The sequence below is a fragment of the Myxococcus sp. CA056 genome, assembly GCF_013336715.1.
Classification (GTDB): Bacteria; Myxococcota; Myxococcia; order Myxococcales; family Myxococcaceae; genus Myxococcus; species Myxococcus llanfairpwllgwyngyllgogerychwyrndrobwllllantysiliogogogochensis.
The window spans coordinates 898,754-921,061 of the sequence record NZ_JABUMT010000002.1; the positions used below are offsets into that span (position 1 = coordinate 898,754).

A 22,308-nucleotide genomic window follows, 5' to 3' on the forward strand; every position below is an offset into this window, starting at 1 on the left:
CCCTCGTGTGCGCAATGGTTACATCGCCACCCATCGTCACGGCAGTTGGCTTCTGAGCTGTATCCAGCCGTGCAACTCGGGGTGATTCCTCACGAAGTCCGTTTCAGCGAGCCGCGACAGGATGTTCAGCGCGTTCTTGATGTCGCGAAGCGCGAGGAGCTTTTCGGGTGGAACGGTGCGGAGGTCAGGAGCGGATGACAGCCGAACTGCTTCCTCCAGGGGCATGGTGGCAATGCGTTGGAACCATGCCGCGATGATGTGCGGGTCCAGGACGGCATCACCTTCCCTTGCGCCAAGGTCCTCAATCAGCCGTGAGCGTAGGTTCATCGCCGAGAGCCAGAACGAGTGCGCGGCACGTGCGGGCGAACGGTTGACGAGTCCGTCGTACACGCGCAGGGCGATATGTGCCCAAGGGAGGTTTCGCTCCTCGCCTGCCCGTGTAGCGGCAGTGAAGGCGAATACCTCCCAGTTGAAGGGCTCGTCCCCGACGGGCTCTCCGACGACGAGCCCATCGAGCCACGCCTCAACAGATTCGGCCGGCCAGCGCAGGACAGCATCTAGAAGGTCTCGAGTGCTTTCCATGGTCTCTTCTATGGCGGGAAGACAATGCCAGTTTGAGAGAATGCCCGTCTCCCGATTTCCAGCGCCCGGGCGCTGACGGCCTCGGATGCGCCATACAGGAAATGGCCGCTCTGCGGAGTGATCTCAATCCCTATACGAGTAACACCATGAACGGCGATGTCCGCCTCACCAGCGGCGAGCACTGGGCGACCGCCACTGGCGACCGCGTGCGAGATTTCAGTTCTCCGCCACGTGTGTGGAACAATCTGCAAGGTGCCCTCTTGGGTGACCACCCACTTGATTCGACCCTCCGTCACATAGCGCAGGAAGTCCGTGTCCGTCACGTTGACGGGGCGGACGCCGAGCTTCCGCGCGGTTTCCAGTTCAGCAGGAAGAAGGTGGGGTTTTTGGTTCTCGAAGAGGCTTGCTGGAACTGGGTTGTCGTCCACCTGCGGCGCACTTTGGGTGCTCGCGTTTCGAGCCACCATTGCGACAGCGTTGGGGGCAAGCCCCACCGTCATGACGCCTTCTGCGACGGAGATGGAGCGAATACCGCCCGCCAGTGCCGCGGAGAGTTGGAACCCGGCGTTCGTTTCGGCGGCCAGTGTCGCCTGTGCGAAGCCTGGGAGCATGGGCCCCTTTGAGGCGATGCCCGCAGAGCCCCCCATCAACGCCGCAGTCAGTGCGATGATGATGATGCGTGCTCCATTCTTGCCCATCACCTTTCCGAAGCGGTGTCCGGCGTCCTCGAGTTCTTCGAAAGACATCGCCTTCACCGACTCCGTTGAAAGCCTCTGCCACCCATCGATGATATCGAAGAAGACCTCGAGCCCCAGATACGCGACGAAGTAGGTCGTGAGGGCGAGTGCTACCAGCTTGGTCACAGGCTCGGGTATCACAACCAACAGCATGTAGGCCGCGAGAGCGGAGGTGATCATCGCCTTGAGCGCCAGCGGGTTGACGACCTCCTTCACGGAGCCCTGTATCCCCTCCCATACGCCGTCCCATGCGAAACTGAGCGCCAGGCTCCGTCGGGCTTCTTCGTCCAGGAGACTCAAGCCTCCTCTGAGGAGTGTGCGGCACTCCTCGGGATTCTCCTGCTCCAAGCACCACTGGTCATGGTTCCGGACAGGCGCCCCCTGTTCGGTGTCCTCCGCATTCCACGAGGCGAGATGCACTCGATGGCGCTCCACCTCTTTGGTTCGGAGGGAGAAGCGCATGTCCAACACGAGCGTGGTCATCACCCGCTGAAAGTCGCTCTCGTCAATCTCAATGGGCTCCACGTTGCTCGGTGGTGTGTAGAGGATGGGGGCGCCTGCTCCCGTATCCAGTCGCACCACCCGTGGCGTTGCACACCCCACGAAGAGGCACCCCAGCAGCAGCAGTCCCCCCCACCGCAGCATCATCTCATCCTCCTCGCCTGTATGCCCATGAATGGGGGCACGCGACGGGGATTAACAGAGGAGTCCGACATTCTGGCCGCGCCGTCGTGTGTGCGGGCTTGCTGTCGAGACTTCTCTGCCGGGACCGTCGTTGGCTGGAGACCGCCGCCTTGAGTCAGTGGCGAGGACTGTCTGTCGTTGGAGTGCTTCGGGCCTCCGGAGTCCCCCGGGCCCGGGCCTCTGGCCGTCGTGTCGACGCCGCCGTGTCCGCGTAGCCCGTCAGCTCCACGTAGCCGCGTCCCTTCACGGACTGGCCCTGGCGCGCGCCATCCAGGTTCACGCTGCCCTCCCAGTAGCGCACGCTCACCGGCAACTCCTGGTCCGCGAGCTGCGGTGTCACCGTCAGCTCCAGCCCGAGCTTCGCCACCCGCAGCTTCCACTTGGACGGATACACCCCGCCGCGCGGACTCTTCCACGTGTCCAGCACCGCGAGCTCCACGTCATCCCGGGTCAGATGCACGGAAGCGCTGTCCGCCGCACCCACGGGCGGCACCCACGTCCCCGAACTGAACGGGTCCACCGTCCCGTCCTCGCGACGCAATTGGTAATACATCAGCTCGCTACCATCCGAGAGCTGGAGCGAGAACCAATCCCAGCCCACCTGGTCTGCGCCCAATGCGCTGGTGCTCCACTCACGGTCCATCCAGCTCTCACCCGTCACCGCGTACGTCTGTCCTTCCAGTCGCACCGTGCCGCGCGAGGGCATGCGTGTCATCGAGTAGTAATACGACGCGTTGCCCGGCTCCGCGCTCTTCTGGCTCAACCCCCGGTCGCCTTCGAGCACCGGCGGCTTGCCCGGCTCCAGCAACAACTCCAACTCGACTTCATCCGTCTCCGCGCGCAGCCGCACGGGCCACATCGCCTCGCCCACGCTCGCCGCTTCCCATTGCTCCAGCCACACCTTGAACGGCTGTGCGCGTGCGCCCGCGAGTCCCAGCGCCGCGCGGCTGTAGCGCTCCGCGACGTGGAAGCGTCCCGCCGCCACGTCCGTCACCGTGAAGTGTCCCAGGTACACCTCGCGCGTTCCCCACGCGGAGTCCCGCGCTGGTGCACCGGGCGCCAGCGCATTGCGGAACAGGGTGAACTGATAGCCGAAGGCGCGCCCGTCCGCCGTCTCGAGATTTCCCGTCCAGTACCACCACTCCGTGCGGAACTCCGGATGCGGGCCGTGGTCCTCGGGGAAGTGGAAGGGTCGTGGTTCGAAGGCGCGTGCATAGCCCTCCATTCCCCCATCACTCCCACCGAGCGCCTTCGCCACCGTCAGCGTCCCGCTCCTCGCGAGCGCGGGCGGCTCCGTCTCTCGCGTGACGATGAACGCCGCCACCGCCAACGCCGCCAGCACCACCGCCGTCCCGATGACGAGCCCTCGGCCGTTGCTCATGGCGTCACTCCTCCCTCAACGCGAGCGCGGGATTGGCGCGTGCCATCTTCCACGCCGGATACAGCCCCGCCAGCGCCGACGCCACCAGCGCCAGCAGCATCGCCTGCCCCAGCGTCTCCGGCGTCACCGCGAGCCGCAGCGTCCAGCCAAAGGACCGCTGATTGATGACGTACACGAGGATGTACGCCAGCCCCACCCCCAGCGGCATGGAGAACAAACCGGCCAGCAGCCCCAGCAGGCCCGTCTGCAGCGACACCAGCCCCCAGAGCTGTCGAGGCGTCAGCCCCGTGGCCCGCAGCACCGCGAACTCCCGCGCCCGCTCCAACTGCAATGACATCAACGCGCTGAGCACCCCCACGAAGGCCACGCCGATGGCCAGCAGTCGGAGCACCTGCGTAATCGTGAAGGTGCGGTCGAACACATCCATCGACGCCTGTCGCAGCGAGCGATTGGGCCTCACCAGCAGCGCCTGCTCGCCTCCCGCGCGCTCTCGCACCGAGGCCACCAGCGCATCCACGTCCTGTCCCGGCGCCGCGTAAAGCGCCACGCCGCTCACACCCCGGTCTTCGTACCAGTGCTCATACGTGGCGCGAGGCATCAGCATCGTCCCCACGTCGGAGCCGTAGTCGAAGTACACGCCGACCACGCGGAAGTCGTGAGGCCCTCGGTCCGTGGCCAGTTGCACCGTGTCGCCGACACCCACGCCCCGGTGAAAGGCGAAGGGCTCCGAGACGATGAGCGCATCCGTCGACGCGTCCAGCTCCCGCCACACGGCCGCCTCGTCGCCCTGCTTGAAGCGATAGGGCCGTGCCGGCGAACGACTGAAGTCGACCGCGAGCAAATCCGTGGGCACGCCATTCACCCGGGCCCGCGTCACGCGCAGGGTGCTGCTGCCGGAGGCGCCCGGCGTCGTGCGCAGTCGCTCCACCAGTCCCGGCACCAGCGTGGAGTCTCCGCGTCGAGCCACCAGCGAGGGCGGGGAGATGAACACGTCAGCCAGGAGCGAGGCCTCCAGCCATGACAGCACCGTGCCTCGGAAGCTGGACACCATGAGGCCCACGCCCACCGTCGTCGCCACCGCGACCATCAGCGCCGCCAGCGCCACCGCCGTTCGGCTGAGGCTCGTCCTCACCCCGCGCGCCGCCATGCGTCCCAGCAGACCGAAGGCGAGCCCCAACGGCACCGCCGCGAACAGGGACAGCCGCTCCGTCACCCACGGCACCAACAGCGCGGCACCAATCAACACGGCGAAGAGTCCCGCGTACGCCGGCACCAACGCCTGCGTGGGCCAGCCCAGAAGGCCAATGCCTCCCGCGAGCACCAGCAACCCGAGCAGCGCCAGCCTCGGCGCCCGCGTGCGCGACACGTCCTCCAGCGTCGAGCGGCGCAGCGTCGTCGCGGGCGCCGAGCGCGCCGCCTCCCACGCGGGCACCAGCGCCGCCAGCAACGTGGCCCCCAGTCCCAGCGCCAGGCCCTTGGCCAGCGTGAAGGGCTCCAGCGCCAGTCCGCGCACGCTCACCACGAAGTAGAGGTCATTGATGGTCTGGGTGATGAGCCCCACCAGCCCGCGTCCCAGCAGGATGCCGAGCAGCAGGCCCGCCACCGTGCCGACCATGCCCAGCACCAGCGCCTCGCCCAGCACCAGCGCGAACAGCTCGCCCCGGGTGATGCCCACCGCGCGCAGCCGCCCCAGCAGTCCGCGCCGCTGCACCACCGAGAACGTCATCGTGTTGTAGATGAGGAACATCCCCACCACGAGCGCCAGCAGCGACAGCGCGGTGAGGTTGGTGCGGAACGCCTTCGTCATCTGCTCCACCGTGCCGGCCCGCGCCGACGCGCGCACCACCTCGGTCCCTGTCGGCAGCGTCGCGCGCAGTCGGTCCGCCTGCGCCTCTCCGCCCGGCAGGCGCAGGTCCACGCGCGTCAGTCGCCCCACGCGCCCCAACACTTCCTGCGCCGTGGACAGGTCCGTCAGCACCAGCGCCTCCAGCGCCCGCGCGGTGTCCTCGTCCTCGGGAGCCAGCAGCGCCGCCACGCGCAGCGAGGCCTCGCGTCCCTCCACGCGCACCGGCAACACGCCGCCGGCCTCCACGCCCAGCGCCCGCGCGGCCCGCGCGCTCAGGAGCACCGTGCCCGGCTGGGTGAGCAGCGCGCCCACGTCGCCCACGGCTTCGCCGCCCGCGTAGTCGCGGAACGGAGTCTCCGCGAAGGGGTCCACGCCCAGCACCGTGAGCGTGCGCCGGTCCCCCACCGCGGCCTGCACGTACCCTTCCACCACCGGCGCGGACACGGGCGCGTCCGGACGCAGCCTCAAGTCCCGATACACGGCCTCCGGCAGCCCGGAGGTGCCCCCCACGAGCTGGTGCGTGGCGCGTCCCGCCACCGCGTCCGTGGAGCGCTCGAAGGCCCGCAGCGCGCTGCCGCTCGCCAGGTCGATGGACACCACCACCGCGACACCCAGGGCGATGCCCAGCAGGGACAGCGCCGTCAGCCACGGATGGCGGCCCAGGTGGCGCAGACTGGAGCGCACCAAGAGGTTGGTCACCGGGGCTCCCTTCGCGTCACGTCGCGTTCCACCAGCCGTCCGCCCGTCATCTCCAGCACCCGGTCCGCGCGGGCCACCAGGCCCGGCTCGTGTGTGACGACGAACGCGCATGCGTGACCTTGTCGAGTGAGGCCCTCCAGCAAGTCCAGGACCTGTCGCCCCGTGGCTTCATCCAGGTTGCCCGTGGGCTCGTCCGCGAGGAGCAGCGGCGGCGAATGCGCGAGCGCCCGCGCCACCGCCACGCGCTGTTGCTCGCCACCGGAGAGCCGGTCCGGAAAGCTGTTCGCGCGCGAGGCCAGTCCCACGCGCTCCAGCAGGGCCCGCGCCTTCGCGCTCGCCTCCGCCGCGTCGTGCCCGTTGAGCTCCACCGGCAGCCGCACGTTCTCTTCCACCGTCAACGTGGGGAGCAGGTTGAACGCCTGGAAGATGAAGCCCACGTGCTCGCGGCGCAGCAGCGTACGCTCGCGCTCGCTCATCGTGCCCAGGTTCCGTCCGTCGACGAGCACCTCGCCGCGCGTGGGCAGGTCGATGCCGCTGATGAGGTTGAGCAGCGTGGACTTGCCCGAGCCGCTGCGGCCCAGCAGCACCACGAACTCACCCCGGCGCAGTGTCAGCCGCACGCCGGAGAGCACCTCGCGCGCGGTGTCGCCCTCGGCATAGGACTTCGTGACGTCACGCAGCTCGACGAGCGGAGGAGTGTCGGACTCAGGCATGTGCGAGCCCTTGATATACGGATGCGGCCCCTTTCGCCGCGTCCCGAGCCCCGCTCACGCGCCCGCCGGTTGTGGCTCCCATTCCCCGAAGTCACGCCACTGCGTCAGGAAGCCACCCACCTCGCTCGCCAGCAGGGGGCCGTCCGTGTCCCGGGGAATGACGTGGAAGCCGCGTCGCAGCGACACCACGCGCACGCTCGGCGACGCGGTGAGCCGGCGCGCCAGCCACCGTCCCCCCTCCGGGTCCACGACGTGGTCCTGCTCGGCCACCGCCACCAGGACGGGACAGCGCACCCGCGACACACCTCGCGCCGCCGCGTCCTGCAGGGTGACCAAATCCCGCAGGCGCGCCACCGGGAAGCCGGAGAGCACCGGCGCCTGGGCCAGCGCCACCGGGTCCGAGATGTCCGTGCCCGTCTTCTCCACCCACGGCCGGGCCCACTCCAACAGCGGCGTGCGCGACAACTGCCGGATGAGCATCATCCGAGGCCCCCGGAAGCGCACCGCCGGGGCGACGAGCGCCAGCGCTCGCACCGCTTCCGGATGGTCCGCCGCCAGCCCCAGCGCCAGGAGCGCGCCCATGGACAGCCCCGCGACGAAGATGCTCCGGTGACCCCGCAGCGCGCCCAGGGCGTGCTCGGCCGCGTCCCGCCAGTCGCGCCAGGTGACGCCCAGCAGCGCCTGGGGCGTGGTGCCGTGGCCCGGCAGGAGCGGCGCCACCACATGCATCCCCCGCGCCGCCAGCGCCTCTCCCAGCGGGCGCACATCCCAGGGACTGCCGGTGAAGCCGTGCAGCAACAGGCACGCGTCCGGGCCCCGTCCCAGCTCGAAGGGCTCCGTCTTCTCCGCGTCCATGGCGAGCGAGGCATCCATCATGACGTCAGGCTGGCCACGCGGAGGCGCAGGCGCTATGCCCCATGCCTCATGGCGGACACTCCGAAGCCCCCGGACATGCAGTTGCAGATTCAAATCGACGAGGACGTCGCCAATGGTCAGTACGCCAACATGGCCCTCGTGAACCATACGGACACGGAATTCACGCTGGATTTCATCTACGTCCAGCCGCAGCAGCTCCGGGCCAAGGTGCGCTCGCGCATCATCACCAGCCCCAAGCACATGAAGCGGCTGATGCTGGCCATGCAGGACAACCTCAACCGCTACGAGGCGAAGTACGGCGCCATCGTCCTGCGCGAGGACGACGGCGGCATGCACTGACGCGAAGCCCCGGCGCCCGGCGGCGTGCTCACTCCTCCTCGGTGGGCGCGCTCGGGTCCTTCCGTCCGGTGGCCAGGTACGCCTCCGCGCGGGCCTCCAGGTGGGCGGCGAGCCTGGGCTCCACGCGCGACAGCACCTCCCATTCGATATCCGAGGCGCGGCGCACGATGGGCTTCGCCGGCGACATGGGCTCCCCCTGGACGTAGGCCGTCGCCGCTCCATCCCCCAGCTTCGAGTCCCGAGTGCCGGCGCCCAGGGTCGGGTGCATGGGCGCGCGCCCGTTGGTGGTGTAGGCCATCCGGTAGGCTCGCACCACGGCGCGGCCGTCCGACAGCGGATGGACCTGCACGAAGATGCGACTCCAGCTGGCGCCCATGTCCGTGTTGCCCCGGATGCGCCAGGTGGTGTGGATGTAGAGCGGGTCCGAGCTGGGGAGCAGCTCGTACTTCTGCTCCGCGAGCAGGCGCCGCGTCGTCGTCAGCAGGGCGTCCGCCGACAGGTTGTAGATGGCGTTGCCGCTGGTGGTCTCCACCAACTGCTGGCGGGTTTCAGGCGTGACGGCGCAGCCGCAGGCTCCCCACAGGAGCCCGACCGTCACCCACGTCGAAAGGCGTGAGCGCATGGTGATGTTCTCGGAAAGTCCCCGGAGGAAAACGGAGGGAGCAGCTGCCCGCGAGCCCGGGGCCCGGCGCGCGGGGGACTATTCCTGGAAACGCACGGTGCGTGTCCCCCATATCGCCGGGGGCACTGAACGGGTTGGCATCCATCCCGCAGGGGCGCAGACTTGGGAAATCGTGCTCAGAATCCTCGTCTCATTGTTCGTGCTGCTGTGCGCTCGTGCCGCCTCCGCCCAATGCCTGGGTGACGGAGTGCAGCTGTTTCCCACGCCCGGCGCCATCGTCCCCATCAACAGCCGCTTCCTGCTGGAGGGCGTGGGCACGGCCCGGGAGTCCGTGGTCGCGCTGGTGGGCAAGAAGCTGCGGCTGGTGGCGGACACCCACGAGGTGGAGGTGAAGGCGCAGCGCGGCTGGGAGAGCAGCCTGGGTCGAGCCACCATCGTCCTCAAGGTGGTGGGCAAGCTGGAGCCGGACAAGCGCTACACGCTGCGGCTCGACGAGCTGCTGCCCAACGTCGCCGTGCTCAACGGCCGGGCGGGGGCGCTGCCCGAATGGAACACGGGCAAGGGCGCCGACACCCAGCCGCCGCGCTGGCAGAAGCGCCCCGCCGTCTCGGAGGGCTTCCTGCGCCGCACGGCCCAGGGCACCGCGCGCTTCGTGCGCCTCAACCTGTCGCTGAAGGAGGAGAGCCCCGCGTATCTCGTGGTGAAGCTGGAGCCCCGGCGTCCGGGCCCCAGCATCCAGCAGTACGTGGTGCCGGTGCACAACAACACGGCCTTCATCGGCCACGAGGCGTGCAGCGGGACGTTCGCCATGGAGGATGGCCGCAGCTACCGGGCGCGCATCGAGGCGTTCGATGCGGCGGGCCACAACGCGCCCCCCGTTCCGCCTGTGGACTTCGAGGCGCCGGCCGACTACTCCGCGCCGTAGCGGCAATCGCCAGGAGCACGCATGACGAAGGTGGACGTGGAGAGTCTGAAGGAGCGGATGGCCGCCTTCACCCAGTCGCTGCAGGACGACATCTGCGGCGCGCTGGAGCGCCTGGACGGCACGGGACGCTTTCGCGAGGACGCCTGGACGCGGCCCGGCGGGGGCGGTGGACGCAGCCGCGTTTTGGAGGACGGCGCCGTGCTGGAGAAGGCGGGCGTCAACACGTCGGTGGTCTTCGGAGAGCTGGAGGACCAGTTCGCCAAGAAGCTCCAGGGTGAGGGGCGCTCCTTCTGGGCCGGCGGCATCTCCCTCGTCCTGCACCCGCGCAACCCTCACGTGCCCACCGTGCACGCCAACTACCGCTTCATCCATCAGGGCGGGAAGGCGTGGTTCGGCGGCGGCGCGGACCTGACGCCGTACTACCTCTACGAAGAGGACGCGGCGCACTTCCACCGCGTGCACAAGGCCGCGTGTGACGCGCACGACCTGGCGTACTACCCGCGCTTCAAGGCCGCGTGCGACCAGTACTTCCACCTGCGTCACCGGGAGGAGACGCGCGGCGTGGGCGGCATCTTCTTCGAGAACATGGGCGGCGACCTGGAGCGCGAACTGGACTTCGTGCGCGACTGTGGCCGGGCCTTCCTGGACGCGTACCTGCCCATCGCCGAGCGACGCAAGGACACGCCCTTCTCCGAGGCCCAGCGCTTCTGGCAGGAGGTGCGGCGTGGGCGCTACGTGGAGTTCAACCTCGTCTATGACCGCGGCACCGTCTTCGGGCTGGAGACGCGCGGGCGCACCGAGTCCATCCTCATGTCCCTGCCGCCCCAGACGCGCTGGCGCTACGACCATCACCCGGAGCCCGGAAGCTGGGAGGCCCGGCTGGTGGACGTGCTGAAGCAGCCCCGCGACTGGGCCGCCTGGACGCCGGAGAGCTGAGGACCATGTCCGACCCCTCCACATCCCCTCCGCCTCCGTCCCCGCCGGGCAACCTCCTCAAGCGGTGGCCCCTGCTCGCCGCCGGGTTGGGAGTCCTCGCCGCCATCCTGGGCGTCCTCGGCCTCCGGCACGTCGGGCAGTCGAGCGAGCGACCCACCGACACCGAGGCGCGCCTCAACGTGCTGGCGCTGTGTGACGCGGTGCAGGCATACCGCGACGAGCATGGCGCCTATCAGGTCGCCGGCCCCACGCCCCGGGATGTGCCGCGCGGCGGCGAGTCGGTGCCCTTCCCGGAGAACGACGTCTTCCACCGCCTCGGCTTCGAGCCGGAGGGGAAGGTGCGCTTCCAGTACGAAGTGGTGGTGCAGGAGAGCCCCGTGGGCGAGCCGGAGGTGTCGTGCCTGGCGCGCGGCGACTTCGACGGCGATGGGCTGAACTCCGTCTACCGAGTGCGTCTGGACGCCAACGGAATGACCACGCCCGTCGAGGTGGAGCGCGAAGGCGAGTAGTTGGCCGCAACCTGATCCTCGCTCCGGGCGAGAATCTGGGAAATGGGCCACGTCGGCGACATGAGGGGGCCCCGCGACGGTCCCCGGGCAGGAAGGGGCGGCGGGGAGCCTCGTGGCGAGCATGGCCCGCGCACGTCGTCCAACTCGGGCGCCAGCCCCCGGACGCCTCCAGCGGGACTTCCCCTGCTGGCGGATGGCATGGAGCCAGAAGGCGCGGAGCCCACCCGCATCTGGCGCGCCCCCGTCTCCGACACACCGCGTGAGAGCGGAAATGCTCCCCGGGGCACGGCGTCGCTGGCGGACACTTCGTTCAGCTCCCAAAACAGCCCCCGGGACGCGCCCGCGTTAGGCTCCCGGAGTCCTTCGGCGGAGCCCACCGGGGACGTGCCAGAGACGCCCCTTCCCACGACGGATGACGAGGCACCGCTCATGTCCGCTTCCTCGCGAATCACCTCCAACTTCAGCCAGCTCGCCCGGCTCATCCTCAAGTCGCCCGCGGGAGGGCCGCGCGGCCCCAAGGTCCCCGAGGGTGGCGGGCTGGAGGGTGGGGGCCATGGGAAGCACGACGCCTTCCGGACCAAGGGCGCCATCCCCGGCGGCCATCCCACCCTGGGCGGCACCGAGCGGGCGCCGCTGCGCAAGGTGGCGGAGCTGATTCCCCCCGGGCTCGAGAAGGTGGCGGGCCAGGAGGAGCTGGGCTTGCGCTTCGGCTCGGACGCGGCGCTGCTGGCCCAGCACCTCAAGCCCTCGCAGCTGTCGAGCACCGAGCGCGCCACCCGGCTGTGGGCCTTCTTCGCCGCCTACGCCGAGGCCGCCGTGGCCCAGCCGCCCCAGAAGGAGGGGCAGGAGGCCTTCCGCGAGTCGCTCAAGGGCCAGGGCTTCGCGGAGCTGCGCGACGCGCGCACCGGCCAGGACGGGGTGACGCAGGGCCTGTGGGTGCTGGAGGCCAGGACGCCCGACGAGGCCCGCGAGCGCGTGGCCACCGTCCGGCTGGAGCCGCCCCCGGAGGTCCGCCACTCGGAGGCCGCCGTCCGCAAGGAGGGGGTGGCCGAGGGAGCTCTCGCCATGCAGGCCCGCGGACCGGACACGCTCCGGGGCGGCCCCGCGCCGCTGGGCATGAGGGCGTCCGAGTCCGAGGATTCCGACGAACAGCCCTCGGATTCCGACGGCCGGCGCCGCTCCTCGGGCAAGCGGTTGGGGCCGCAAATGCTCTGGAACGTGCTGCACCGGTTCCGCGCGGACCCCGAGGACGGGGCGGTGTCGCAGGGGCAGTGGGACAGGGCGGCCTTCGGGGCCATGCTGGCCCTGGCGGGCATCGCCCTCCTGGTGCTGGCGCTCGTGAGCCTCTAGGGAGACTTGCCGGGGAGGCTGCCTGGCGGTGGAAAGTCCTCGGCGTTGGCCGGCTTGTGGTACGTTGCCGCACCCATTGGCAACCGACGACCTTACACTCGTCAAGCGCGTCCGGAGCGGCGACCAGCGCGCGTTCAAACTCCTCGTCGAGCGTTACCAGCGCAAGGTGTACGCAGTTGCGCTCGGCATGCTCAAGGACAAGGAGGAATCGATGGACGTCTCCCAGGAGGCGTTCGTCAAGGTCTACAAGTACCTGGACCACTTCAAGGGCGACTCGTCGTTCTACACCTGGCTCTACCGCATCACCGTGAACATCTGCATCGACGTGCTGCGCAAGCGCGGAGGTGGAGGCGAGGCGGTGGAGTTCGACGAGAACCAGGCCATGGACCTGTCCGAGGCCCGCATCGGCGCGCTCGGCAGCCGCCTGGGCACCAATCCCCAGAAGAGCGCGCTGCGGCGTGAGCTGGCGGAGAAGATTCAGGAAGCGCTCGCCACGGTGCCCGAGAAGCACCGCGCCATCCTCCTCCTCCGGGAGATCGAAGGCATGTCCTACGAGGACCTGGCCCGGACGCTCGACATTCCCAAGGGCACGGTGATGAGCCGCCTCTTCCATGCCCGGGCGAAGGTCCAGAAAATCCTGAGTGAATACCTGGAGTTGGACGAAGCGAAGAGCGGAGTGGGCAGCGAATGAAGGGCCCTCGAATATCTGAGGGACCCCCGCGTCACAGCGTTCGCAGCATCCACCACCGAGCAGGGTGAAGGTTATGGCCGGAAATCCCGCATGTGAGCGTTTTGTCCCCATGCTCTCCCCGTATGTCGACGGGGAGCTGACCCCCGCGGAGCGGGTGAACGTGGAGCGTCATCTTGGCGCGTGCCGCGACTGCACGGGGCGCGCGGCGGACCTGCGGGCCGAGTCGGGCCTGCTCCGGGTCGGCCTGGACATGGCGGTGGATGACGTCGACTTCAAGGACTTCGCGCAGAAGGTCATGGCGCGGGTGACGCCGGAGAAGCCGCCCCTCCTGGAGCGGCTGAAGCTGGCGCTGTCCGAAATGTTCCTCTACCAGCGCACGGCGATGGTCTCCTCGCTGGCGACGGCGGCGGTGCTCGTGCTGGTGGGCCTGCCGCTGCTGCTCAGCGACAAGGCCCCGGTGGGTTACGGCGCGGAGCGGATGACGGTGAAGTCCATCCAGCCCTACCAGGACGCCCGCGTGGCGCCGGTGGTGATGGAAACCGACAACGGTGGCACCATCATCTGGCTGGTGGATGAAGAGACGCAGGACGGCTCCCCGTCGGAAGAGGACGAGGAGCTGGAAGAGGACATTGGCGGCGGGCTTCGCAACAAGGGCAAGGGGCCCAAGCCCCTGGGCAAGCCGAAGACCGACGTGGAGCGCCCCTCGGGAGGTCCCCTGTGAAGAAGAACGTGTCGTCCGGCCGGCTGCTGCTGGCCGTGCTGGGCCTGGGCTTGCTGATGCCGGTGGTCGGCCAGGCCCAGGAGGAGCAGAAGGTCAGCATCCAGGTGGAGGTGGTGCTCGCCTCCAAGAAGGGCTCGGAAGTGGAGCCCCCGGAGCTGGCGAAGATGAAGGAGCAGTTCCAGAAGCAGAACTTCAACTTCACGTCCTTCAAGCGCCTGTCCAACGAGAAGCTGGAAGTGGGCGCGAAGACGGCCACCGAGGTGAAGCTGCCCAACGGCAGCAACGCGTCGCTGCTCCTGCTGGGCATGAAGGAAGGCACCGCCACCGTGCGCGTGGCCATTCCGCGCCAGCCCACGCTGGACGTGGAGCTGGGCCGGCAGGGCGCCGTCTATCAGAAGGCGGGCAAACACGTGGGCGGAGAGCTCATCCTGGTGCTCTCCCCGCCCTCGAAGTAGTTCGGACCTACGGCGGGTCGCCTCAGGCGGCCCGGTCCACCGCCAGCGTCACGTCGCTGAAGTCAGTCTCATCCAGCTCGAAGGGCTCCTCGGCCTCCGCGTTCGCGGTGGGGGCCAGCGTGGCTCGGCGCGGCTCCGTCTGGTCGGCGCGCTCGTGCTCCAGGTGGATGCGCAGCCCGTCGAACATGGTGTCGAACGCCGCGTAGATGCGGTTCACCATGGCCAGCGCGTCCTCGCGCACCTCCGGCGCCAGCACCATGGCCTCCAGCTCCTCCGCCAGCTGCTGCTCGAACATGGCGTGCTGCGCTTCGGCCTGCATGTGGTGGTCGGAGAAGTACTTGAGCTTGTCGTCCGCGCCCTGCGCCGCGCTGATGACCGCGGTGCGGCTGAAGAACACGTGACTGGTGGACTCCAGCGCCCACAAGAGGACGATGCGCAGCCGGTCATCCACCGAGCGGTAGACCTCGCTGATGATGGAGTAGGCGGCGTCGCGCGTCTTCGCGTGGGCCTTGCCGTAGAGCGCGCCGATGCTCAGCGAGCCCCCGGTGAGCTGGGCGATATCGTCCTCGAACCACTGGTCATGCCCGCCTTCCTCCGCATGGTGATGCGTGGCGAGCTCCTTCAGGTGCGCGTCCTGGATGAAGTGCGCGTTGAGGCGCAGCACATCCTGGAACGTCATCACCCAGAAGGTGAGGCGAGGCGCGAACGCCATCACCTGTTCTATCGGTCGGTCCTGTTTCAGGTCCGCGAAGAAGGGGTGTGAGGCGAACCGCTCCTCGCACACCGCGATGTGTTGGAGCACGGCCTTCATGGATGTCCCTCCCGGATGCATGTCTCCGTTCGGCCCTGGCGGAGTGTCTTTGACGACGTGCCCAGGTCCGCGCGGGGAGCCACGCGGGCCTGGAGGCCTGCGATGTGCGCTACCAACTGATGTTGTACGTGCAGGCCCCATCTCCCCTGCGACGGCAACTCCTGGGGTCATGTTCAATACGCACCCAAAGCGAATCCTTGGGGCGAAACCTGTCCGTGATTGCCTCCAGCAGGCCGTAGTCCAAATCGCACGGATAGGGATTGTCACAGCGCATCTTCGCGTTGCGCTTGTCCACCGGCTCGTAGTGGTAACCCCCGATGTTGCCCTTGCCCCGGTGGTTCATCTTGTACGCCAGGTCCACCGCTCGCAGGCCTTTTTCCAGGTTGTCGATGTCTGGCGGGAAGTGCGCGCTGTCTGGAATCTTCCGGCCAATCGTTCGCACCGTGCTGGGGCCAATCTTCTCGAAAACCAGGCTGAAAGATTTCAGCAACGCGGGCATCGGGTACCACGTCTTCGCTTCCAGTGGAGTGATGCCATTCTCCGCGAGGATTCGCAGCGCCCGGGCCTGCGCCAGCTCCATTCCGTTGACGATGGCGAGGATGGACTGTCCGACGATTTCGACGCCCTGGTAGGTCGCGAAGGTGGGCTGTGCGGGAGGAGTCTTCAATTCCATACGTGGATGTCCTCGGAAGAAGCGATGCCACGCATTGAAACCGTTTTCTCAGGTCTTTTCAAATTGACTGATATGTTTAAACTTTTCCGCTGGCGTGAATACGTTTTACATTGGGGGTAAGGCTGACCCATGTCTCGATGTCTCGTGTCTGATTCCAAACACTCACGTGGGCGGAGTGGGGCGCGGGTGTGCTGGCGCGGCGGGGCTGTCAGGTCGTGCGGAGTTCGCACGCCGGACTGAAAAAATGGCAGTCCTTCCCCTGGGGGAGGGGTGGGTTGGGGTGCCCGATTCCAGTGAAGACGCGGGGTTGTCGTTCGGCACGTGGGTTGCTCTTGGGCTGGGGGCAGGCGGGCGGCGGCGGCGGCGGCGGGTCGGTGTGGTGGCGCGGTGCATCCCTCATCCTTGGAGAAGAACCATGGCGAAGACTCAGCAGCGTGGGCAGGTCATCCGTCGTAAGGCTCGGCAGGTGAAGGCGACGACGGCTCGGGCGGTGTCGGGTGCGGGGAAGCACGCACGGCAGGTGCAGGTGACGCTGGGAGACCTCATCGCGGCGGCGTTCGACACCGTGGGGGGCGAGGTGAAGAAGGTGAAGCAGGTGATGTCCTCCACGGACATGACGCTGGCCACCGGCAAGCACATCGTCTTCGTGGGCTGAGGTTGCGCGCGCGGGGCGCCACGGGGCGTGGCGCTGGGGGAGGGCGGCGGCGAGGGGAGCGGACAGCGTGAAGCGCATCATCATTCCCGGGCGCAACTGCTGGACGGTGGAAGAGGCGAGCGACGGCGGCGTGCTGGTGGACGGGCGCGCCTACTACCGAGAGCTGTACCGGGCCGCGAAGAAGGCCCGTCGCTACATCGCGATGACGGGCTGGCAGTTCGACAGTGACGTGTCATTGCTTCGGGGCGAAGACCTGGAGGAAGCGCGGGGCGGCGAGGTGCGCCTGCTGCCCATGCTGGACGCGCTGTGCCGGGCCAACCCGGAGCTGCACGTCTACATCCTGGCGTGGGATTTCAGCCTGCTGCTCGCCATGGAGCGCGAGTGGATGCAGCACCTGTTGTTCAACTGGACGACGAACGAGCGCGTGCGCTTCCGCTTCGACGCCTCCAGTCCCTTGTACGGCGCCCATCACCAGAAGCTGGTCGTGGTGGACGGGGTGCAGGCCTTCACGGGCGGGATGGATGTCTGTGATTGCCGTTGGGATGACCGCGACCACCGGGTGGGTTCGGCGCTGCGGTGTGACAGCGGCAGGGACCCGCACGGGCCCTACCATGACGTGCAGTCGGTGCTCACCGGGCCGGTGGTGGAGCGCCTGACGGAGCTGTTCGAGGCGCGCTGGGCGCACTCGGGCGGAGGAGAGCTGCACCTGCCGCGCGTGGCGAGGGATGACGTGACGTTCTCGTCCAGTGTGCCGGCGCCGCCCGGGCCGGTGGCCATCAGCCGCACCTTCGGAAAGACGCTCGTGCCGCCGCAGGAGGCCGTGCAGGAGGTGCGCGCGCTGTTCCTGGACGCCATCGAGGCGGCCGACCGGTTCATCTACATCGAGAACCAGTACTTTTCGTCGCGGGCCATCTTCCAGGCCCTGGTGAAGCGCTTCCGCGCGTCCGGACGTCCACCGATTCAGGTGGTGCTGGTGTTGCCCCGGCAGCCGGAGGCCCTGCGCGAGCAGTTGGCCATGGGCGTGGCCCAGGTGCGGCTGTTGCGCACGCTGGAGCGGATGGCGCTGGAGACGGGACACACCTTCCGGGTGTACTGCTCGGCGGGGCGCAATCCGGAGACGGGCGCCGATGTCTTCACATACATCCACTCGAAGGTGATGGTGGTGGATGACCGCTTCCTCACGCTGGGCTCGGCCAACACCACCAATCGCAGCCTCGGGTTGGACTCGGAGCTGAACCTGAGTTGGGAGTCGGAAGAGGCGGGCGACGTCGTCGCTCGTGCCATCCGCCGCGTCCGCGTGTCGCTCCTGGCGGAGCACGCGGGGCTGTCGGGCGCGGAGGAGCTGATGCCACTGGCTCGCGCGGACCCGACGTGGGTGGAATGGCTGGACGCGGTGGCGAGCGCGGGCCTGCACCGGCTCCGCCCGCACCCCCTGGAGACGGTGTTCGACCAGAGCCCGCTGCTCAAGTCGCTGGAGCCGGAGGAGCTGGTCATCGACCCGGAGGACTCCGTGCTGGACGAGTCCCTCTTCGAGGCGCTGCGTGGCGCGGAGGACGGGCTGTTCGCTTCCGGCATCCGGCTCTTGTCGCGCTGGCTGGTGGGCGCGGCGGAGGAGCGTCCCCACCGCGCGATTCTCCCCGCGGGCCCGGATGACGAGAGCGGCCGTTGCGGAGGCTGAGGCCGTCGGCGCGCGGGCCCGCTCGGGCAGCGGCGGAGCGTGACATGGGTGTCACCCCCGCGCGGCGGGTGTGCCGAGGCTCGGCAGTGTCACCCACACCGTGAGGGCTGGCTGCTTCGCTGGAGCACGGGGCCGGGTAGACTCGGGGGACGATGACTGGTGCCCCCCTTCTCGCTCTCTTCGCCCTCGTCTCCAACCAGAGCTCCACCATCTACGAGGAGGAGCCCGCGCCCTCCAGCCAGGACACGCCCGTGTCGGCGGCGCGCCTGGATGAGCCCGCGCCGCCCGGCAGTCGCGTGGGCGGCGAGGGCTTTGGCTTCAGCGGTCAGCTCGAGGCCGGTGGCCTGAGCCTTCCCTCCGGGACGCCGGACGGCGGGCAGGACCTGTTCATCCGGGTGTACCCGTCGTTGGGGCTGACGAAGGGGGACAGCTTCGTGCTGCGACTGGGCGCGAACCTGCGGCTGCGCATGGTCGACGAGGAGCCGAAGCAGGCGGACGGCGACTACGGCGGGCGCCTGCGCCGCGAGGACTGGGATGAGCTGAGCGATATCGGCCAGGTGGTGCGCATGCTGCGCATCGGCCAGGAGGGGCAGTCGCCGTTCTACCTGCGCGTGGAGCCCTTCGCCGACGAGTCGCTGGGCCGTGGATACCTGATGGGCCGCTACAGCAACGTGCTGTCGCCGGACTATCACCCCGCGGGTGGCTCGCTGACGATGTTGAAGGGGCCGGTGCGCGCGGAGATTCTGGCCAGCGACGTGCTGGGCGCGCGCATCTTCGCGGGCGAGGTGATGTTGGACCTGGGCCGCGCCGCCAGTGACGACGCGAACAAGTTCGACCGCTACCTGCTGCGCCTGTCCGCCGCGCATGACGCGGCGAAGGCGGGCGGCGAGACGCCGAACATGACGTTGGCCTCGGTGGGCGGCGACGTGGCGCTCTACAAGGGTGAGCGCCTGCGCGCGTGGGCGCTGCTCGCCGGTGGCGCGCGCTTCGCGGAGGCGCACTCGCCGGCCGTCGGTGGCTTGTTGGGCGTGGCGATGGAGGGGCAGATGGAGAGCGGCACACAGCTGAGCTTCACGCTGCAGGGCCGCAAGCAGGGCGGGCGCTTCCGCTTCGGCATGTTCGGTCCAGACTATGAGCTGGGGCGCTTCTCCGGCACGGGCCTGACGGAGCAGCCCATCGCCGACGAGGAACTCCCCGACGGCTTCGCCGGCTACCTGGAGGCGTCCATCGCCAAGGGCAGCGCGGATACGACGCTGCTGTTGGGCAGCCTGGCCGCGCAGTACCACGGCTTCGGTCGCACGGACCTGGATGTGTCCGCGGGCTTCGAGCTGCCTGGAGGCCGCACCCGGGCCCTGGCGCGCGCGGTGCTGACGGCGCTGGGAGACAGGCCGCGCTACTCGCTGGGCGTGGAGGTCCGCCAGCGGTTGGTGAACCACCTGTACGCCTGGGGCTCCGGAGGCACGGTGCACTTCCCGCAGGCGGATGGACAGTTGGTGCGCGGCGTGACGGCGGGCATGGGCGTGGGCGTGGACTTCCAGCGCTGAGCCTCAGGTGTCCCCGGGCTCCAAGGGCAGGGTGACGCGGAAGGTGGAGCCCTTGCCCACCTCCGTGTCCACCTCCAGGTGGCCGCCGTGGCGCTCGACGATGTCGCGGCAGATGTAGAGCCCCAGCCCCAGCCCGCCAAAGCCGGAGATGGGCGCGTTGCGCGCGCGGAAGAAGCGCTGGAAGAGGTGCCCGCGCTGGTCCTCGGGGATGCCGATGCCCGAGTCCTTTACCGACATCCGGGCCTCGGCTCCGTCGCGCTCCAGCGTCAGCCGCACCACGCCCCCGCTCGGGCTGTACTTGAAGGCGTTCTCCAACAGATTGGTCAGCACCTGCGCGAGCCGTCCCCGGTCTCCCTCCACCACGAGCGGCTCCGAGGGCGCTTCATATTCCAGCGTGTGCTGCGGGCCGAGCGGGCGGACCTCCGCGAGCACCTCGTTGGCGAGTGCCTGCAACTCCACGGGCCCCCGGCGCAACTCCAGCCTGCCGGCCTCGATGCGCGTGGCATCCAGCAGGTCATGGATGAGCACGGACAGCCGCGTTACCTGGGCGAGCGCCTTGTCCACGTGGTGCTGCTTGGGGGCATGGCCGGCGGAGGCCTGCTGCTTCATCATCTGGAGGTGCAGCTTGAGCGGCGTCAGCGGCGTCTTCAGCTCGTGGGCGGCGATGGACAGGAAGTCGTCCCGGACGCTGATGGCCTCCTGCGCTTCCTTCAGCAGCCGCTCCCGCTCCTGCTGGGCGCGGTGCTCCGCCGTCACCTCCATGACGACGGCACCCAGGCCGACGATGCCGCCGCTGGGGGTCCGCACCGGGTAGTAGCTGACGCGCCAGTGCCGCAGTTCGTGGGGAGTCGCGGGCACGTGGCCGGACATCTCCATGTCGCTCAGGGGGACGCCCGTCTCCATGACCTGGAGCATCAGCGGCGCGAAAGCGGGGGCCATGTTGGGGTTCATCTCCCACACCGTCCTGCCCAGCTCCTCGTTGCGCGTGCGTCCATGCAGTGACGCGAGCGCTTCGTTGATGCGCAGGTAGCGCAGCTCCCGGTTGATGAAGGCGAGCCCCACGGGCGCGTGGTTGAGGAACGTGTCGAGCAGCGCGAAGGACTCCTCGGCCTGCTCCCGGGCATTCTGCTCCGCGACGAGCAGCCGCTCCCGCTCCACCTTCGCGCGGCGCTCCTCCGTCACGTCCCGGTAGCTCCACACGCGGCCGATGATGGCGTCGCCCATCCGCTGCGGCAGGGACGTGCCCTCGAAGATGCGTCCGTCGCGCAGCTCGATGGGGTCCACGTTGATGGCGTCCGAGGGGAGGTACTGGTCCTGGATGCGCGAGACGAAGCGCGCAGGGTCCTTCGTCAACGGCGCCGCCGCCGCGAGCGCCCGCTGCGCGACGCGTGACTCCATCACCTCGTCGCTGAGGCCCCACATGAGTTGGAAGCGTTTGTTGTAGGCGATGATTCGTCGCTCCGCGTCCACCACGATGACGCCGTCCGCGATGGAGTCGAACGTCGCGCGCAGCACCGAGTGGGCGTGCTCCAGGCGTTCGCGGGACTGGCGCTGCTCGGTGACGTCCACCATCAGCCCGCGCAGCAGCATCTGCTGGCCATTTTCCGAGACGGCCGTGACGTGGGCGCGCATCCAGACGATGTGCCCGTCGGCGGCCAGCATGCGGTACTCGAACTCCTGGGGCCGCCCCTGTCGCCAGGCGGTCAGACAGGAGGACACGACTCCGGCCCAGTCATCCAGGTGGACGTGTCGCGCCCAGAAATCCGGGTCGCGCATCCACTCCTCCGCGGGGATGGCCAGGAGCCGCTCGGCCTGTTTGCTGACGAAGGTGAAGCGAAACCCGGCATCGGCCTCCCAGACGATGCCGTCGATGCTGTCGATGAAGTCCTCGTAGCGCTTGCGGACGTGTGAGAGCTCCGCGGTCAGCGCGTCCCTCGCCACCTCTGGAGACTCCCGAGGCTGGAGTCGCGCGCAGGCTCCCAGCACCGAGCCGTCGTCCCCATGGACGGCCAGCACCAGGGCTCGCAGCCGCTGCCCTCGTCCGCTGCCTTCGCCCAGCCCCTGTCCACTCGACAGTGCCGACTCCACCGCGCGCGCGAGCCAGGGCAGCCGGGCGAGCACCTCCTCTGACCTCCGTCCCTCGACGTCGCCCTGCTCCCAGCCGGCCGCCAGGGCCAGCACTGTGTCCATCCAGACGATGCGTCCTTTCGCGTCCACGATGAGCGCGGCGTGGAGGCTTGTGCCCACCTGGAGGAGTCGCTCTGGCGCACGGGACGGACTCGCCGGAGCGGAGGCGTCCGGCCTTGCCTGCCCCTCCCGCATGTCGCCCTTCGACACTGGCGCCACCTCCGTGCGGCATGTCGCCCGCTCATTCCCAAACATGGGACTCGTCCCAGTGGCGGGAAAGGGTCGCTTCTTCCCTTGGTACCCGCTTGACTACGGCTGTAGTCACGCGTACTTCTCTTGTGACTACAGTTGTCGTCAGAGGACGGTCATGAAGAAGCCGGTGGGAGAGCAGGAGCTGTCGGTGCTGCGGTACGTGGCCGAGCACGGGCCCGCGACGGTGGGCGAGGTGGTGGAGCGCTTCGGTGAGCCGCAGGGGTTGGCGCGTTCCACCATTCTGACGGTGATGGAGCGGCTGCGGCTGAAGGGTTACCTCACGCGGCGCAAGGTGGAGGGCGTGTTCCAGTACGCCTCGCCGGTGCGGGAGGGGGAGCTGCTGCGGGACGTGGTGGGTGACTTCGTCCAGCGCACGCTGTCCGGCTCGCTGTCGCCGTTCGCCGCGTATCTCTCTGACGCGGATGACGTCTCCGACAAGGACCTCGCGCAGCTCCAGGATGTGGTGGCGCGGCTTCGCTCGAAGAAGCGGAAGGAATAGCTC

At 68.9% G+C, this 22,308-nt stretch carries 22 protein-coding genes; 12 read left to right on the forward strand and 10 right to left on the reverse strand.

What is annotated here, in order from left to right; translation table 11 throughout:
• Positions 1-36: 36 nt before the first annotated feature.
• The 6 genes from HUA76_RS11335 to HUA76_RS11360 form a co-directional block, all read right to left on the reverse strand.
• The gene (locus HUA76_RS11335; RefSeq protein WP_174454072.1) at positions 37-582 is read right to left on the reverse strand and encodes a hypothetical protein; all 546 of its coding nucleotides are present in this window, start codon (positions 580-582) and stop codon (positions 37-39) included.
• A gap of 8 nt (positions 583-590) precedes the next feature.
• Positions 591-1,967, reverse strand: a complete 1,377-nt coding sequence (locus tag HUA76_RS11340) for a hypothetical protein (RefSeq protein WP_174460833.1) — start codon at positions 1,965-1,967, stop codon at positions 591-593.
• Positions 1,968-2,118: 151 nt separating this feature from the next.
• Positions 2,119-3,384 (reverse strand): lipocalin-like domain-containing protein, encoded by a 1,266-nt coding sequence (locus HUA76_RS11345; RefSeq protein ID WP_174460834.1) that lies wholly within the window; start codon positions 3,382-3,384, stop codon positions 2,119-2,121.
• 4 nt (positions 3,385-3,388) lie between these two features.
• Positions 3,389-5,929 (reverse strand): FtsX-like permease family protein, encoded by a 2,541-nt coding sequence (locus tag HUA76_RS11350; protein WP_174460835.1) that lies wholly within the window; start codon positions 5,927-5,929, stop codon positions 3,389-3,391.
• The gene (locus HUA76_RS11355; protein WP_174460836.1) at positions 5,926-6,642 is read right to left on the reverse strand and encodes an ABC transporter ATP-binding protein; all 717 of its coding nucleotides are present in this window, start codon (positions 6,640-6,642) and stop codon (positions 5,926-5,928) included. The genes HUA76_RS11350 and HUA76_RS11355 overlap by 4 nt, the downstream gene beginning before the upstream one ends.
• Before the next feature lie 54 nt (positions 6,643-6,696).
• Positions 6,697-7,497 carry a carboxylesterase gene (locus HUA76_RS11360; protein ID WP_141641369.1) on the reverse strand — a complete coding sequence of 267 codons (801 nt, stop codon included), beginning with the start codon at positions 7,495-7,497 and terminating at the stop codon, positions 6,697-6,699.
• 69 nt (positions 7,498-7,566) lie between these two features.
• On the opposite strand from HUA76_RS11360, the gene HUA76_RS11365 reads away from it, so the two are divergent.
• A complete protein-coding gene (locus HUA76_RS11365) occupies positions 7,567-7,857 on the forward strand; it encodes a DUF3467 domain-containing protein (RefSeq protein WP_141641313.1) in 291 nt (96 codons plus the stop codon).
• Positions 7,858-7,885: 28 nt separating this feature from the next.
• On the opposite strand, the gene HUA76_RS11370 is transcribed toward HUA76_RS11365, so the two are convergent.
• Positions 7,886-8,479 (reverse strand): hypothetical protein, encoded by a 594-nt coding sequence (locus HUA76_RS11370; protein WP_174454077.1) that lies wholly within the window; start codon positions 8,477-8,479, stop codon positions 7,886-7,888.
• A gap of 169 nt (positions 8,480-8,648) precedes the next feature.
• On the opposite strand from HUA76_RS11370, the gene HUA76_RS11375 reads away from it, so the two are divergent.
• From HUA76_RS11375 to HUA76_RS11405, 7 genes are all read left to right on the forward strand, one after another.
• Positions 8,649-9,404: a hypothetical protein gene (locus HUA76_RS11375; protein WP_141641368.1), complete on the forward strand. Its 756-nt coding sequence runs from the start codon at positions 8,649-8,651 to the stop codon at positions 9,402-9,404.
• Positions 9,405-9,425: 21 nt separating this feature from the next.
• Entirely contained in the window at positions 9,426-10,340 is a 915-nt protein-coding gene (gene hemF / locus HUA76_RS11380; protein WP_174454078.1) for an oxygen-dependent coproporphyrinogen oxidase, read from the forward strand.
• 5 nt (positions 10,341-10,345) lie between these two features.
• Positions 10,346-10,849, forward strand: coding sequence for a hypothetical protein (locus HUA76_RS11385; protein WP_246137012.1), 504 nt, complete (start codon positions 10,346-10,348; stop codon positions 10,847-10,849).
• A 429-nt stretch (positions 10,850-11,278) separates the two neighbouring features.
• Complete coding sequence (locus tag HUA76_RS11390; protein WP_174460837.1) at positions 11,279-12,199, forward strand: Immediate early protein ICP0; 921 nt, start codon at positions 11,279-11,281, stop codon at positions 12,197-12,199.
• 76 nt (positions 12,200-12,275) lie between these two features.
• On the forward strand, positions 12,276-12,890 hold the full coding sequence (locus HUA76_RS11395) for an RNA polymerase sigma factor (RefSeq protein ID WP_141641310.1): 615 nt from the start codon (positions 12,276-12,278) through the stop codon (positions 12,888-12,890).
• Positions 12,891-12,963: 73 nt separating this feature from the next.
• Positions 12,964-13,611: an anti-sigma factor gene (locus HUA76_RS11400; RefSeq protein ID WP_174454079.1), complete on the forward strand. Its 648-nt coding sequence runs from the start codon at positions 12,964-12,966 to the stop codon at positions 13,609-13,611.
• Entirely contained in the window at positions 13,608-14,066 is a 459-nt protein-coding gene (locus HUA76_RS11405; protein ID WP_141641308.1) for a hypothetical protein, read from the forward strand. Before HUA76_RS11400 ends, HUA76_RS11405 begins: the two co-directional genes overlap by 4 nt.
• Positions 14,067-14,088: 22 nt before the next feature.
• On the opposite strand, the gene HUA76_RS11410 is transcribed toward HUA76_RS11405, so the two are convergent.
• Together HUA76_RS11410 and HUA76_RS11415 are read right to left on the reverse strand one after the other, a co-directional pair.
• Complete coding sequence (locus HUA76_RS11410) at positions 14,089-14,877, reverse strand: hypothetical protein (protein ID WP_174460838.1); 789 nt, start codon at positions 14,875-14,877, stop codon at positions 14,089-14,091.
• Positions 14,878-14,986: 109 nt separating this feature from the next.
• Entirely contained in the window at positions 14,987-15,550 is a 564-nt protein-coding gene (locus tag HUA76_RS11415; RefSeq protein WP_141641306.1) for a hypothetical protein, read from the reverse strand.
• Positions 15,551-15,965: 415 nt separating this feature from the next.
• Here HUA76_RS11415 and HUA76_RS11420 point away from each other — a divergent pair, with 415 nt between their 5' ends.
• The 3 genes from HUA76_RS11420 (at position 15,966) to HUA76_RS11430 (ending at position 19,427) form a co-directional block, all read left to right on the forward strand.
• Complete coding sequence (locus HUA76_RS11420) at positions 15,966-16,205, forward strand: chaperonin (protein WP_141648252.1); 240 nt, start codon at positions 15,966-15,968, stop codon at positions 16,203-16,205.
• 67 nt (positions 16,206-16,272) lie between these two features.
• The gene (locus HUA76_RS11425) at positions 16,273-17,883 is read left to right on the forward strand and encodes a phospholipase D-like domain-containing protein (protein ID WP_174460839.1); all 1,611 of its coding nucleotides are present in this window, start codon (positions 16,273-16,275) and stop codon (positions 17,881-17,883) included.
• A gap of 152 nt (positions 17,884-18,035) precedes the next feature.
• On the forward strand, positions 18,036-19,427 hold the full coding sequence (locus tag HUA76_RS11430; protein WP_141648250.1) for a hypothetical protein: 1,392 nt from the start codon (positions 18,036-18,038) through the stop codon (positions 19,425-19,427).
• Positions 19,428-19,430: 3 nt separating this feature from the next.
• On the opposite strand, the gene HUA76_RS11435 is transcribed toward HUA76_RS11430, so the two are convergent.
• Positions 19,431-21,674, reverse strand: coding sequence for a PAS domain-containing protein (locus tag HUA76_RS11435; protein ID WP_174460840.1), 2,244 nt, complete (start codon positions 21,672-21,674; stop codon positions 19,431-19,433).
• A gap of 247 nt (positions 21,675-21,921) precedes the next feature.
• Between HUA76_RS11435 and HUA76_RS11440 the strand changes: the two genes are divergently transcribed.
• Positions 21,922-22,305 (forward strand): BlaI/MecI/CopY family transcriptional regulator, encoded by a 384-nt coding sequence (locus HUA76_RS11440; RefSeq protein ID WP_141648249.1) that lies wholly within the window; start codon positions 21,922-21,924, stop codon positions 22,303-22,305.
• Positions 22,306-22,308 lie beyond the last annotated feature (3 nt).

Coding starts and splice junctions, on each gene's coding strand:
- HUA76_RS11335 (WP_174454072.1), bottom strand. CDS start 582: ATGGAAAGCACTCGAGACCTTCTAGATGCTGTCCTGCGCTGGCCGGCC.
- HUA76_RS11340 (WP_174460833.1), bottom strand. CDS start 1,967: ATGATGCTGCGGTGGGGGGGACTGCTGCTGCTGGGGTGCCTCTTCGTG.
- HUA76_RS11345 (WP_174460834.1), bottom strand. CDS start 3,384: ATGAGCAACGGCCGAGGGCTCGTCATCGGGACGGCGGTGGTGCTGGCG.
- HUA76_RS11355 (WP_174460836.1), bottom strand. CDS start 6,642: ATGCCTGAGTCCGACACTCCTCCGCTCGTCGAGCTGCGTGACGTCACG.
- HUA76_RS11360 (WP_141641369.1), bottom strand. CDS start 7,497: ATGGACGCGGAGAAGACGGAGCCCTTCGAGCTGGGACGGGGCCCGGAC.
- HUA76_RS11365 (WP_141641313.1), top strand. CDS start 7,567: ATGGCGGACACTCCGAAGCCCCCGGACATGCAGTTGCAGATTCAAATC.
- HUA76_RS11370 (WP_174454077.1), bottom strand. CDS start 8,479: ATGCGCTCACGCCTTTCGACGTGGGTGACGGTCGGGCTCCTGTGGGGA.
- hemF (WP_174454078.1), top strand. CDS start 9,426: ATGACGAAGGTGGACGTGGAGAGTCTGAAGGAGCGGATGGCCGCCTTC.
- HUA76_RS11385 (WP_246137012.1), top strand. CDS start 10,346: ATGTCCGACCCCTCCACATCCCCTCCGCCTCCGTCCCCGCCGGGCAAC.
- HUA76_RS11390 (WP_174460837.1), top strand. CDS start 11,279: ATGTCCGCTTCCTCGCGAATCACCTCCAACTTCAGCCAGCTCGCCCGG.
- HUA76_RS11400 (WP_174454079.1), top strand. CDS start 12,964: ATGGCCGGAAATCCCGCATGTGAGCGTTTTGTCCCCATGCTCTCCCCG.
- HUA76_RS11410 (WP_174460838.1), bottom strand. CDS start 14,877: ATGAAGGCCGTGCTCCAACACATCGCGGTGTGCGAGGAGCGGTTCGCC.
- HUA76_RS11415 (WP_141641306.1), bottom strand. CDS start 15,550: ATGGAATTGAAGACTCCTCCCGCACAGCCCACCTTCGCGACCTACCAG.
- HUA76_RS11420 (WP_141648252.1), top strand. CDS start 15,966: ATGGCGAAGACTCAGCAGCGTGGGCAGGTCATCCGTCGTAAGGCTCGG.
- HUA76_RS11430 (WP_141648250.1), top strand. CDS start 18,036: ATGACTGGTGCCCCCCTTCTCGCTCTCTTCGCCCTCGTCTCCAACCAG.
- HUA76_RS11440 (WP_141648249.1), top strand. CDS start 21,922: ATGAAGAAGCCGGTGGGAGAGCAGGAGCTGTCGGTGCTGCGGTACGTG.